General features: G+C 60.3%; 13 protein-coding genes. 3 read left to right on the top strand and 10 right to left on the bottom strand.

Annotated elements, in window-relative coordinates:
• Nucleotides 1–66: 66 nt before the first annotated feature.
• The 7 genes from hfq to dusB form a co-directional block, all read right to left on the bottom strand.
• Nucleotides 67–309, bottom strand: coding sequence for an RNA chaperone Hfq (gene hfq / locus FHT93_RS01320; RefSeq protein WP_003539403.1), 243 nt, complete (start codon nucleotides 307–309; stop codon nucleotides 67–69).
• A 110-nt stretch (nucleotides 310–419) separates the two neighbouring features.
• Nucleotides 420–1283, bottom strand: coding sequence for a D-amino-acid transaminase (locus FHT93_RS01315; protein WP_183845924.1), 864 nt, complete (start codon nucleotides 1281–1283; stop codon nucleotides 420–422).
• Nucleotides 1284–1343: 60 nt separating this feature from the next.
• On the bottom strand, nucleotides 1344–2708 hold the full coding sequence (locus FHT93_RS01310) for a sigma-54 dependent transcriptional regulator (protein ID WP_112547169.1): 1365 nt from the start codon (nucleotides 2706–2708) through the stop codon (nucleotides 1344–1346).
• Complete coding sequence (locus tag FHT93_RS01305) at nucleotides 2698–4965, bottom strand: PAS domain-containing sensor histidine kinase (protein WP_112547168.1); 2268 nt, start codon at nucleotides 4963–4965, stop codon at nucleotides 2698–2700. Before FHT93_RS01305 ends, FHT93_RS01310 begins: the two co-directional genes overlap by 11 nt.
• Before the next feature lie 183 nt (nucleotides 4966–5148).
• Complete coding sequence (gene ntrC / locus FHT93_RS01300) at nucleotides 5149–6600, bottom strand: nitrogen regulation protein NR(I) (protein WP_112547167.1); 1452 nt, start codon at nucleotides 6598–6600, stop codon at nucleotides 5149–5151.
• Nucleotides 6597–7751, bottom strand: a complete 1155-nt coding sequence (locus tag FHT93_RS01295; protein WP_183845923.1) for a nitrogen regulation protein NR(II) — start codon at nucleotides 7749–7751, stop codon at nucleotides 6597–6599. The genes ntrC and FHT93_RS01295 overlap by 4 nt, the downstream gene beginning before the upstream one ends.
• Nucleotides 7748–8767, bottom strand: coding sequence for a tRNA dihydrouridine synthase DusB (dusB, locus tag FHT93_RS01290; RefSeq protein WP_112968447.1), 1020 nt, complete (start codon nucleotides 8765–8767; stop codon nucleotides 7748–7750). The genes FHT93_RS01295 and dusB overlap by 4 nt, the downstream gene beginning before the upstream one ends.
• Before the next feature lie 141 nt (nucleotides 8768–8908).
• Between dusB and FHT93_RS01285 the strand changes: the two genes are divergently transcribed.
• The 3 genes from FHT93_RS01285 to FHT93_RS01275 all read left to right on the top strand — a co-directional run bounded on the left by FHT93_RS01285 (nucleotide 8909) and on the right by FHT93_RS01275 (nucleotide 11004).
• A complete protein-coding gene (locus FHT93_RS01285) occupies nucleotides 8909–10129 on the top strand; it encodes a bifunctional 2-C-methyl-D-erythritol 4-phosphate cytidylyltransferase/2-C-methyl-D-erythritol 2,4-cyclodiphosphate synthase (RefSeq protein WP_183845922.1) in 1221 nt (406 codons plus the stop codon).
• Nucleotides 10126–10620 carry a CinA family protein gene (locus FHT93_RS01280; protein ID WP_183845921.1) on the top strand — a complete coding sequence of 165 codons (495 nt, stop codon included), beginning with the start codon at nucleotides 10126–10128 and terminating at the stop codon, nucleotides 10618–10620. The genes FHT93_RS01285 and FHT93_RS01280 overlap by 4 nt, the downstream gene beginning before the upstream one ends.
• Nucleotides 10621–10698: 78 nt before the next feature.
• Nucleotides 10699–11004: a hypothetical protein gene (locus FHT93_RS01275; RefSeq protein ID WP_113013624.1), complete on the top strand. Its 306-nt coding sequence runs from the start codon at nucleotides 10699–10701 to the stop codon at nucleotides 11002–11004.
• 8 nt (nucleotides 11005–11012) lie between these two features.
• Here FHT93_RS01275 and FHT93_RS01270 read toward each other — a convergent pair whose 3' ends face one another.
• The 3 genes from FHT93_RS01270 to lipA form a co-directional block, all read right to left on the bottom strand.
• Nucleotides 11013–11462, bottom strand: coding sequence for a type II toxin-antitoxin system RatA family toxin (locus tag FHT93_RS01270; RefSeq protein ID WP_183845920.1), 450 nt, complete (start codon nucleotides 11460–11462; stop codon nucleotides 11013–11015).
• A gap of 9 nt (nucleotides 11463–11471) precedes the next feature.
• Complete coding sequence (locus FHT93_RS01265; protein WP_112968451.1) at nucleotides 11472–12059, bottom strand: AAA family ATPase; 588 nt, start codon at nucleotides 12057–12059, stop codon at nucleotides 11472–11474.
• Nucleotides 12060–12210: 151 nt separating this feature from the next.
• Nucleotides 12211–13182 carry a lipoyl synthase gene (gene lipA, locus FHT93_RS01260; RefSeq protein WP_112547159.1) on the bottom strand — a complete coding sequence of 324 codons (972 nt, stop codon included), beginning with the start codon at nucleotides 13180–13182 and terminating at the stop codon, nucleotides 12211–12213.
• Between the last annotated feature and the right edge of the window lie 55 nt (nucleotides 13183–13237).

The following is a 13237-nucleotide window of genomic DNA, read 5'->3' as shown; positions in this document are numbered from 1 at the left end:
CTTGGCAGCTTCAGGGATGATGGAATCGTTTTTTGTATCGCGTGTCGAAATGACGGCCGGCCTTGGTTAGGACGCTGCTTCTTCGCTCTCGAACATCTGCATTGGCTGACCAGGCATGATTGTCGAGATCGCGTGCTTATACACGAGCTGCGAATGTCCGTCACGACGGAGAAGAACACAGAAATTGTCGAAAGACGTGACAACGCCTGTGAGTTTTACGCCGTTAATCAGAAAGATTGTCAGGGAAATCTTTTGCTTACGTACAGTATTGAGAAATAAGTCCTGCAGATTCTGAGAACGTTCCGCCATCGCGCCGCTTCTTTCTTTATTGCCGGCCTGATCAAGCCGGTAGAATATCAATCAACCTCTCCAGCAAGGCAGGTGGCACCCTCATTCCTCCTGTCCAGCAAATCTTGGTATCAAATCGTAATCTTTTCCGCAACGTCGAAAAAGGCTTCCCGAATATTCTGCGAAAGGCTTCCGGGATGACCATTCGCAATGGCCTGTCCATCAACGGAAACGACCGGAAAACAAATGCTTGTGGCGGCGGTGATGAAGACCTCGCGGGCTGCCATCATCTCCGAAACGGAGAATTTCCGCTCGACGATCTTGACCCCCAATCTGGCTGCGACATCGATGAGAGTCGTACGCGTGATACCCCGCAGGATACCATGGTCGGCGGGCCGCGTTACCAGCGTACCGTCGGCATCGACGATCCAGACATTCGTTGCAGCCCCTTCCTTCACCATGCCCTCGGCATCGATATAGATCGCTTCCTGGGCTCCAGCTTCCTTGGCCTGCTGGCGCGCAAGCGCGTTCGGCAATAGCCCGACCGACTTGATGTCGACTCGGTCCCAGCGATTGTCCGGAACGGTGATCGCCTTTATGCCAGTGGCATTCTTCCTGGCGATGATGGATGGATCCGTGCTCTTGGCCGTCACGACGATCGAGGGCGGGGTGCCGGCTGCCGGGAAGACATGGTCACGGCGGGCGACGCCACGCGTCACCTGCAGATAGAAGAGACCGTTGCGGACGTGGTTGCGGCGCAGCGTCTCGCGAATCACCTGCGTCAGCGCTGCACGGCTCATCGGCCAGGCGATGCGCAGTTCACTGAGCGAACGGTCGAGACGGTTCAGATGCCGGGTCAGGTCGACGATCAGCCCGTGACGGACCTCGCAGACTTCATAGACACCATCGGCAAACTGATAGCCACGATCCTCCACGTGCACCATGGCATCGGAATGCGGGACGTAACGTCGATTCACATAGGCAATTCTTGGCATTGAAACCTGCTTCAGGCAAAGGAGGGAACCGACGCGACACGAGCCCGCGCCGGAAAAACATCAGACGCCGAGCGACTTCAGCTTGCGATGCAGAGCCGAGCGCTCCATGCCGACGAATTCGGCCGTGCGCGAGATATTGCCGCCGAAGCGGTTGATCTGGGCGATCAGATAATCCTTCTCGAACATCTCGCGGGCTTCGCGCAGCGGCAGTGTCATGATGTGGTAGTCGTTCTTGGCCGAGACCTTCGGCAGCATGTCACCGAGATCGGTCGGCAGCATGTCTGCAGTGATCGGCGCATCCGGACCGTCCGTGCGGGCAAGGATCATCAACCGCTCGATATTATTGCGGAGCTGACGGATATTGCCCGGCCAGTCATGGGCCTGCAGCACCGCCATGGCGTCATCGCCGATGCGGCGTGGCCGGATACCCGCCTGTTCGGAGATCTGGCGCATCAGCTGATCGACTAGGAAGGGAATATCTTCCCGGCGTTCGGACAGCTGCGGCACGCGCACCGGCACGACCGCGAGGCGATGATAGAGGTCTTCGCGGAACCAGCCCTCGGCGATGCGGCTTTCCAGATTGTAGGCGGTCGAGGAGATGATGCGCACATCGACCTTGACGCGCTTGGAACCACCGACACGTTCGAACTGCTGATCGACCAGCACGCGCAGGATCTTGTTCTGCGTCTCGCGCGGCATTTCGCCGACTTCATCGAGATAGAGGATGCCGCGATGAGCCTCTTCCAGTGCACCGATCTTGCGCGCCTGCCCTGGTGCGCCCTCGGTGCCGAACAGTGCAACTTCCATGCGGTCGGGCGTGATGTTGGCGGCATTGAGCGCGACAAAGGGGCCGTTGGCGCGCGTCGACTTCTTGTGGATCATGCGCGCCACCAGCTCCTTGCCGGAGCCGGATGCGCCGAAGATCATGATGCGGCTGTTGGTGGGGGCGACCTTTTCGATCGTCTGGCGCAGCTGCGAAACGGCGACCGAGGTGCCGATCAGCTCCAGCGCATCCCCGGCGCGGCGCTTGAGCTCGATATTTTCGCGTTTCAGCTTGGAGTTTTCCAACGCCCGTTCGGCGATCAGGATCAGGCGATCCGCCTTGAAGGGCTTTTCGATGAAATCGAAGGCGCCACGTTTGATGGCGGAAACAGCCGTCTCGATGTTGCCGTGACCTGATATCATCACCACGGGAAGCTCGGGATGGCGGGTCCTGATCTCGTCCAGCAGCGAGAGGCCGTCGAGCTTGCTGCCCTGCATCCAGATGTCGAGAAAGACCAGGCGCGGCACGCGATCGGAAATCGCCGCCAGGGCGCTGTCGCTGTCATGCGCCATGCGGGTTTCGTGCCCTTCATCCGACAGGATGCCGGCAACGATCTCGCGAATGTCGTGTTCATCGTCGACGACGAGAATATCAGAGGCCATAAACGCTTTCCTTGTCACTGGCTGCCGGGGCCGTGGCCACATCGCGGCGTGGCAGATGCACGCGGATCATGGCTCCTCTTCCCTGGTCAAAATCTGCGGGCGCATCATGCAGTTCGAGCTGCCCGCCATGTTCTTCGATGATCTTCTTGACGATGGCCAGGCCGAGACCGGTGCCCTTTTCGCGCATCGTCATGTAGGGCTCCAGAATGCTGTGGCGGTTTTCGACCGGCAGGCCACGTCCGTTGTCGATGATATCGACCGTGAAGCGGTCGCGTGCCTCATCGAGCGACGTGCGCACCAGGATCTTGCGCTCCTCGCGCTCCTCGCTCGGCACGGCTTCGATCGCTTCCACCGCGTTCTTGATCAGATTGCCGAAAGCCTGCCCCAGCATGCGGCTGTCGAACATGCCTTCGAGCCGCTCCTCGCCAAGTTCCTGCAGGAAGGCGATATGGTTGTTGCCCATCTCGCGCAGGAAAATCGCGTCGTGGAGGATGGAGCGCAGATCGCTTGGCTCCTTGGTCGGCTTCGGCATACGGGCAAATGCGGAAAACTCGTCGACCATGCGGCCGATATCGCCGACCTGGCGGATGATCGTATCCGTGCACTGGTCGAAAACGGCGCGATCGTTTTCGTCGATCTGCTTGCCGTAACGACGCTGGATGCGCTCGGCCGATAGCTGGATCGGCGTCAGCGGATTCTTGATCTCGTGAGCAATGCGGCGGGCGACATCGCCCCAGGCGGTGGAGCGCTGGGCAATGACGAGATCGGTGATGTCATCGAGCGTGATGACATAGGATTCACTCAGATCCCGCACTTCCTCACGCGTCACCTGGACGCTCAGCGTACGCACGGTGCCGCCGCGCACCAGCGCGATCTGCTTGCGAAAATCGCCGCGATAGCGTGCGGCGGCTTCCGTCAGCACCTGATCCACTTCCGGCGCGACCTCCGACAGCTGCTTGCCAAGCAACTCGTCGGCCTGCAGCGCCATCAGCGTTTCGGCAGAACTGTTGACGATGGTAATGCGCCGGTCCTGCTCGACACCGATCACAGCAGCCGTCACACCCGACAGAACGGCCTCGATGAAGCGGCGGCGATCGTCCACCTCATCCTTCGCCTCGAGGATTTCGTCCCGCTGCGTGCGAATTTCCGAGATCATCTTGTTGAAGGTGCGCGACAGGCTGGCGACGTCGCCATCGACAGCGTGGACAGGCACGACAATATCCATATTGCCCGATGCGACGCTATCGGCGGCGGTAATCAGCAGGCGGATCGGCCGCACGATACGGTCGGCGACCGCAATCGCGGTCCAGATCGCCGCAAGCAGCACGATCAGAGCAAAGCCGATGTAGAGAACCGCAAAGGCGATCTGCAGAGAAACCCGGCCGGCTTCCATCGAACGGTATTCGGTGGCGTTCTCCTCCATCATGCGCATGGCATTCATGACCTTGGGGTCCACGGCACGCACCGTATAGAGGAAGGTTCCGGGGATCGATTCGAGCCTGATGATGGCGCCGACAAGGTTGGTCACGCCCGGCGGGATCAGCGTCGGCTGGCCCGCGGCCGCCTTTTCCAGCGCATCCTGCGGGATGGCGGGCAGCGGCTTTTCGGTCGTGATGTCGGCCTGGACATTGACCGAGCCATCGCGCTCGACGAGGAAGGCGCCGAGCAGGCCGCGGCCCCTTGCCTGGCGGGTCATCAGGTCGGCGAAGCCGGTCTTGTCGAGGCTGTAGAGCGCGCGGTTACGCTCAAGATCATTTGCCATCGAAACCGTCTGACCCTGCAGATAGCTGGCATTTTCCAGCATATAGGCCTGGCCGATGTTGCGAGACGAGCTGACGATCGCCTGAGTTCTGAGCGCAAACCACCGGTCAAGGCCGGCATTCAGTGTGATACTGGCAAAGATCGCCACCAGGATCGCCGGCGTGATCGCGACGATCGAGAAAAGCACGACGATACGGATGTGCAGGCGGGCAGCCGCACGGCCACGCGTGCGGGCCTTGAAAAGCCGCGCGACTTCACGACCGATCAACGCGATCAGGCCGAGGACAAAGAACGAATTGATGACGACAGAGCCGATTACGACGTGCGAGGTCGGAGCAATCGGCGTCACACCGAGCAGCACGAAGAGCGTGACGGTCGCGCAAACCAGCGCGCCGCCAGCAAGCACAAGGCCGGGTACGGCAAACAGGGCGCGACGGTCGGTCACCGTTGTCACCGCCTCGTTCGCCGTTTCCGGCGATACCCCTTCTTCGTCCATCCAGCCTCTCTTCGGTCGGCAGCGCCGCCGCGCCCAACGAGAAAGCCAAACCAACGCCGGTTTCGAAAAACCGGCGTCCAAACGACTCGATCGTGGGCGAATGTCCAAACCCTGTGCGTGACCTTTAAGCAACGCATTGTGGCGAAAATGCAACGCACTTCGCCACAATGTCAAGGTCGAAGGTCAGGCGGTACGGGAGCTTCTGTAGACGGAAACGCCGAGTTCGCGGATCTTTTTGCGCAGCGTATTGCGGTTCAGGCCCAGCAAATCGGCGGCTTTGATCTGGTTGCCGCGGGTGGCCGTCAATGCCGCAAGTATTAACGGATATTCCATTTCCGTTAATATGCGATCGTAAAGGCCCGGCGGCGGCAGGTTTTCGCCGAAACTGGCGAAATAGGTGCGCATATTCTCTTCGACGGCCTGGGCAATCGTCATCGTGCCGCTGCGGATCGGGCCCTTGTCGATCGGGCTATCGGGGACATCGGAGCGAAGCTCGGCGTCGATGATTTCGCGAGTGATGACATCCTGTGGATAAAGCGCCATCAGGCGGCGGATAAGGTTTTCCAGTTCGCGCACGTTGCCGGGCCAGGCATAGGCCTTCATCAGCTCCAGCGCCTCCTGATCGAAGCGCTTGGAGCCGAGACCTTCCTTTTCGGCCTGCTGGACGAAATGACGGACGAGATCGGGGATATCTTCGGCACGATCGCGCAGCGGCGGCAGGCGCAGCGGCACGACATTGAGGCGATAATAGAGGTCTTCGCGGAACAGACCCTGATTGATCGCCTGTTTCAGATCCTTGTTGGTGGCAGCCACGATGCGCACATCGGTGCGGATCGGCGTGCGGCCGCCGACGGTCGTATATTCGCCCTGCTGCAGCACGCGCAGAAGACGCGTCTGGGCATCCATCGGCATGTCGCCGATTTCATCGAGGAACAGCGTCCCACCTTCGGCCTGTTCGAAACGACCGGTGGAGCGGGTCTGCGCGCCGGTGAAGGCGCCCTTCTCATGGCCGAAGAGTTCGGATTCGATGAGATCGCGCGGGATGGCGGCCATGTTGATGGCGACGAAGGGGCCGTTGCGGCGCTTGCCGTAATCGTGCAGCGCACGCGCCACGAGCTCCTTGCCGGTACCGGACTCGCCGGTGATCATCAGCGTCAGATCCGTCTGCATCAGGCGGGCGAGAACGCGGTAGATTTCCTGCATGGCCGCGGAACGACCGACGAGCGGCATGCCGTCCTGCATGTCTTCGTCGAGCTTGGCCGGCTTCTTCTTCGGCTCGGCAAGCGCCCGGCCGATGATGCCGATCAGCTCCGTCAGGTCGAACGGCTTCGGCAGGTAGTCATAGGCGCCTTTTTCCGATGCCTTGATCGCCGTCATGAACGTATTCTGCGCGCTCATGACGAGAACGGGCAGTTCCGGTCTCGCCTTCTTGATGCGAGGCAGAAGGTCGAAGGCATTCTCATCGGGCATGACGACATCGGTGACGACGAGATCGCCCTCGCCGGCTGAAACCCAGCGCCACAGCGTCGCGGCATTGGAAGTAATGCGCACATCGTAACCGGCGCGGCTCAAGGCCTGATTGAGCACCGTGCGGATGGCCGCATCGTCATCTGCAACGAGGATCGTGGCTGTCATCTATTGGGTCCTGTCGAGCTTGCAATAGCGGCGTCGTCAAGCGAGGCATCCTTGGAGGCCGGCATGAGGACACGGAAAATCGTGCGGTTGTTCTGGCTGTCGCATTCGATGATGCCGCCATGATCGCCGATGATCTTGGCAACGAGGGCGAGACCCAGGCCGCTGCCATTCGTCTTGGTGGTGATGAAGGGGTCGAAAAGATGCGGCAGCAGGTCCGTCGGCACGCCAGGACCATTATCGATGACGCAGAATTCCAGCGGCAGCGAGATTTTTTCGCGCGTGCCGGCGACCGAAAGGCGGATGCCTGGGCGATAGGCGGTCGTCAGGATGATTTCACCATCCGGACGATCGCCGACGGCTTCGGCAGCGTTCTTGACCAGATTGAGGAAGACCTGAACCAGCTGATCGCGATTGGCGTAGACGGCCGGCAGCGACGGGTCGTAATTCTCCATCACGCGGATATTGCGGGCAAAGCCCGCCTTTGCGACGGCCTTCACATGATCAAGCACGGAATGGATGTTGACCGGCACGCGGTCGACCGGGCGCTCATCGGAAAACACTTCCATGCGATCGACCAGCGAAACGATGCGGTCGGTCTCGTCGCAGATCAGCCGCGTCAGCGCGCGGTCGTCGTCGATCACGGACTGTTCGAGAAGCTGTGCAGCACCGCGGATACCGGAGAGCGGATTCTTGATCTCATGCGCAAGCATGGAGGCGAGACCCGTGACCGAGCGGGCTGCGGCACGATGTGTCAGCTGCCGATCGATCTTGTCTGCCATCGACCGTTCCTGGAAGACGACAACGACCGAGCCCGGCTCGGCAATGACGGGGGCAACGTAGAGATCGACGAGCTTGTCCTGGCCGAGACGCGGCGAGCTCAAATCGACGCGGTATTCATTGACCGGGGCCTTGCGTTCGCGCACCTGGTCGATCAAGGCCAGAAGCGGGCTGCCGAAGGGAATGAAGGTCGAAATGCGGTAGCGGGAGAGATGCGCGGCACTGGCGCCAAAGAAGGCTTCGGCCTCCCAGTTGGCAAAGACGATGAAACCGCCCTCATCGACCATGACGACAGGGTTCTGGATAGCGTTCAGCACTGCCATCGCCATGGTGTTGACCGCATTTTCAGGGGAAGTCGTGCCGTCCGTGCTCATGCCGCCTCCCGCCGCTCTACCGCACCTGCCGCCATCGCATCGCCGAAGCGGGCGATCACATCATCAGGATCGCGCGATGTCATGATCGCAGCCTTTCCCTCGCCGGAAAGGTCCGGCGCGAAGCGCTCCAGATACCAGCCGAGATGTTTGCGGGCATGCCTGACGGCAACTGCCTCGCCATAGAATTCCAGCATCATGCGATAGTGCTCGATGGCAATTGCAGCAATCTCCTCGCGCTCGGGTTCACGGGCTCCTGCCAGGACACCGGCATGCCACGGCCTGCCCTGGCTGCCGCGGCCGATCATCACGGCATCGGCGCCCGAGCGGCGCAAGATCTCCTGCGCATCCTCAGCCGTTTCGACATCGCCGTTGGCGATCAGGGGCACGGAAATGACATCGCGTACGGGGCGAATTGCATCCCAGTCCGCCCTGCCCGTGTAAAACTGCATGCGGGTGCGGCCATGGATGGTGATGAGTTTTACCCCCGCCTCTTCGGCGCGCTTCGCGATATGCGGCGCATTGATGGAATTCTCGTCCCAGCCGAGACGCATCTTCAGCGTCACGGGGATATCGACAGCCCTGACCGTCGCCTCGACAAGTTCAAGCGCATGATCCGGGTCGCGCATCAGCGCCGAACCGGAATAGCCGCCGATGACCTTCTTGGCCGGGCAGCCCATATTGATGTCGATGATGTCGGCGCCATGATCGGCCGCGATCTTGGCGGCTTCGGCCATCCAGTATGCCTCGCGACCGGCGAGTTGCACCATGTGCGGACGGAAACCGGCGGCCCGAAGGCGTGCCCAGGATTCGGCAGTGTCGTTCACCAGCTCCCGGCTCGCCACCATTTCGGTCACGACGAGGCCTGCGCCATAACGCCAGGCGAGCTCTCGGAACGGCATGTCCGTCACACCCGACATCGGCGCAAGCACAACGCGGTTCCGCACGGACACCGGTCCGATTCGAAAAGGCGTTGCGAGGTCCTTGGAAATCAAATGATTATCTTTCAGGCACACCATGTAACTGCATTATTTTTAGCCATAGATCTACGGCTTGCCAAGAGGGTCGAGCCCGAATTGATATTTTTTGGGCAAATGCTGGAAAAGGCCGAAGCAAGACGATAGAGCAACTGACATCCATTCCGCATATTTCAGGGATTTATGCTGCAAATGCATACTAAGCAACCGATATCGGCTGGGATTGTCGTCGTTGCGGCAGGCCGTGGGGAACGCGCCGGATCGTCGGAAGAAGGCCCCAAGCAATACCGGATGATCGGCGGCAAGCCGGTTATCGTCCACACGCTTGAAAATTTCATGACATGGGAACCGGCAACGCAGATCGTCGTCGTCATCCATCCCGACGACGAGGCACTCTTTGCCAGAGCGTCCCGACACATCATCTCGGCAACGCCGATCGAGACGGTTCACGGTGGCGCGACCCGACAGCAGTCGGTGCTGGCAGGTCTTCGGCACCTTAGGGATAAGGGCATCAGCCATGTACTCATCCATGATGCGGTGCGTCCTTTCTTCGACCACCAGCTTCTCGACCGGATCGCCGATACGCTTTCAGCCGGCGCGCCAGCCGTGCTGCCCGCCGTGCCTATTGCCGACACGCTGAAGCAGGCCAGCAGCGACGGAACCGTGCTCAAGACCATCCCCCGCGATCAGCTCTATGCGGCCCAGACGCCGCAATCCTTCGATTTTGCCACGATCCTCGAAGCGCATGAAAAGGCAGCGGAAAGCGGCAGGACGGATTTCACCGACGATGCCTCGATTGCCGAGTGGTTCGGCATTCCCGTGACCATCGTCGAAAGCGCTGCAACGAACGTGAAGCTGACAGTGAAGAGCGATATCACCATGGCCGACGACAAACTCTCGGGCGCCCGTATTCCCGATGTGCGGACCGGCAACGGCTATGACGTGCATCAGCTCGAGCCCGGCGACGGCGTGACGCTCTGCGGCGTCTTCATTCCGCACGACCAGAAGCTCAAGGGCCATTCGGATGCCGATGTGGCGCTGCATGCGCTGACGGACGCGCTGCTTGCCACCTGTGGCGCCGGCGATATCGGAGACCATTTCCCGCCCTCCGATCCGCAATGGAAGGGTGCTGCATCCCGTATCTTCATCGAGCATGCTGCAAAGATCGTGCGCGCGCACGGCGGCACGATTACCAATGCGGATGTCTCGCTGATTGCGGAGGCGCCGAAGGTCGGGCCACATCGCGAGGCCATGCGCGCCAATCTTTCGGAATTTCTCGGCATAGACATTGAGCGTTGCTCGGTAAAAGCCACCACCAACGAAAAGATCGGCTTCGTCGGCCGCCGCGAAGGCATCGCGGCAATCGCAACCGCGACCGTCGTCTATGGAAGCACGAAGCGATGAGCCTGTTTCCCGCAGACATCACGGCGATGGCGGAAGACATCATCCGGGACTTCACGGTTGCAGGCCTCATGGTCTCGACAGCGGAATCATGCACGGGCGGACTGATTGCCGGCGCGCTCACGGAAATTTCGGGATCGTCTGCTGTCGTTGACCGTGGCTTCGTGACCTATACGAACGTGGCCAAGATGCAGATGCTCGGCGTGCAGGAGGAAACGCTTGCCCGTTTCGGTGCGGTTTCGGAGGAGACGGCCCGGCAAATGGTGCATGGCGCCCTCTTCCGCTCCCGCGCTCACCTGGCGGTTGCTGTCACGGGTATCGCCGGTCCTGGAGGCGGATCGCCGGAAAAGCCGGTCGGGCTGGTGCATCTTGCGGCGAAATCACGTTCAGGTAAGCTTGTCCATCGTAAGATGCTGTACGGAGACATCGGCCGCACGGATGTCCGGCTGGCGACGATCCGCACGGCACTTCAAATGCTTATCGAGATTGTGTGATTTTGAGTAACGCAACAAAAGGCAGTAACGTCAGTTTCTGCCGCGTCCAGGCAAGAGCCGTATTGAGGAACCAGTCAAATGAGATATTTCGCATGCATCGGTGTCGTCTTGAGCCTCGCCTGCGTTTCTGCGGCTGAAGCACCATCCAACTATCAGGTTTATGGCGGCGTGCGGGTGGATTCCGATCCGGTCCTGCTGCGCAAATACGACCATGCGCTCAGCCGCTGCCAGCCGGAAGCGTTGGGCTATCGCGGATCGCCTGATACCACCAGCCTGCTCTACAACGCTGCGCTCAGAGGCTGCCTGTATCGCTACAGCTTCACCGATCGCGGTTCCTATGCCTATCCGGCAACACAGATCTTCGACCATTTCATCGATCGTTGACCAAGGTTCTACCGGCCGTAGATCGTCGCTGCCCGCTTTTCGAAGGCTTCCGTGAACATGCGGAAAGCCCTGTCGAACATTGAGCCCATCAGCGCGCCAAGAATACGGCTCTTGAACTCATAGTCGATGAAGAAATCGACCGTGCAACCGCCGCCTTCCGCCTCGACAAACCGCCAGCGGTTGTCGAGGTAGCGGAACGGACCGTCGATATATTTGACATCGATGATGCGCTCGGCCCTGTTCAGCAGCACCTGCGTGGTAAAGGTTTCGCGGATCGCCTTGTAGCCGACGGTCATATCGGCGATCAGCAGCAACTTGCCATCGCGTTCCTTGCGGTTCTTCACCGACAGGGCTTCGCAAAGCGGGAGAAATTCCGGATAACGTTCGACATCGGACACGAGGTCGAACATCTGGTCGGGCGTGTGCGGGACGGGGCGATGCGTTTCGAATTGCGGCATGAAGCGCAGTTAAGCCGGCACACCGAGAAGATCAAGAAGCGCGCGCATTTGGCTGCGGGATTTCACCTGCAAAACCGGCACATGCGGCCCATGGGTTGCTATGGCGGCAGTCACCCGCGGTGAAAATTTCGTCTCGAAGGTCCAGATGAATTCCAGAAACTTCCAGTCCACCTTTTCTATGCAGCCCGGTGCCATGTCCGGACGTGTGCGGCCGATATGCTTCAGCCAGCGCGTCACCACACCCCAGACGCAGAGCAGGCGCGGCATGCGCACCCAGATGACGATATCGGTGCGCGGCAGGCGGATATCGAAAGTGGAGGTATTGGTGCCGTCCATGATCCAGCGCTCGCCGGCGATCCTTTCGACGATCCGCTGGCGCTGCTCTTCCTTGCTGCGTTCCACCCAGCCGGGCAGCCAGAGAATATCGCGGTCGATCGAGAGATAGGTGAGTTCGAACCGACGCGCCAGCTTCTGCGCAAGCGTCGACTTGCCACCGCCGGAGCAGCCGATCACCATGATGCGCCTTGCATCACGGATCCGGGCGGCTGCAAAGACGTCATCGACATAGTTGATCGTTTGGTCGGCCTGCCCTTGCATGCTTCCACTCCTCCTAGCCGTTTGCCGATGGCAACCGGGAAAGCGGCGTGCTGGCTAGCTGCTTCACATGACCTGAAGATGACAACGAAGCGCACAAAGAAAGACCACGGCAAAAAATCGCCGCGGCCTCTTCAAGTCAAGATGTAAGGGCTTATTCCGCGGCTAGCAGCAGCTTCTTCTCGCGTGCAGCCTTCAGGCGGGCGAAGTCGTCGCCGGCATGGTGCGAGGAACGGGTCAGCGGACTGGAAGCGACCATCAGGAAGCCCTTGGTGTAGGCGACCGTCTCGTAGGACTTGAACTCTTCCGGCGTCACGAAGCTTTCGACTTTGTGGTGCTTGCGGGTCGGCTGCAGATACTGGCCGATCGTCAGGAAATCGACATCGGCGGTGCGCAGGTCATCCATGAGCTGAAGAACCTCGTTCCGTTCTTCACCGAGGCCGACCATGATCCCGGACTTGGTGAACATGGTGGGGTCGAGTTCCTTCACGCGCTGCAGCAGGCGGATGGAATGGAAATAGCGTGCGCCAGGGCGAACCGTCAGGTAGTTGCCGGCAACGGTTTCCATATTGTGGTTGAAGACATCGGGCTTGGCGGCGACGACACGTTCCAGCGCACCGGGCTTCTTCAGGAAGTCTGGCGTCAGGATTTCGATCGTCGTCAGCGGCGATGCGGCACGGATTGCCCAGATCACCTTTTCGAAATGCTCGGCGCCACCGTCTTCCAGATCGTCACGATCGACAGAGGTGATGACGACGTGGCTGAGGCCCATCTGCTTGACGGCCTTTGCGACGTTTTCAGGCTCGGCCATGTCGAGGGCATTCGGCTTGCCGGTGGCGACATTGCAGAAGGCGCAGGCGCGGGTACAGATCTCGCCCATGATCATGAAGGTGGCGTGCTTCTTGTCCCAGCACTCGCCAATATTCGGGCAGCCTGCCTCTTCGCAGACGGTGACGAGCTTGTGCTCCTTCACGATCGAACGGGTCTCGGCATAGCCTTTCGAAGTCGGCGCCTTCACACGGATCCAGTCCGGCTTGCGCAGGACTTCCGTATCGGGGCGATGCGCCTTTTCCGGATGCCGTACGCGCTTTACGTCGGGATTGATCGTGTCGAGAATGGTGACCATGTCAGTTCAACTTTCCGCCGCCCGATGCGGCCCGGCTTCTCATATTGCGCATCGC

The sequence above is a fragment of the Rhizobium sp. BK379 genome, from assembly GCF_014193955.1.
Classification (GTDB): Bacteria; Pseudomonadota; Alphaproteobacteria; order Rhizobiales; family Rhizobiaceae; genus Rhizobium.
Note: the sequence above shows the minus strand (reverse complement) of the source record. Positions and strands in the feature narration are given on the sequence as shown.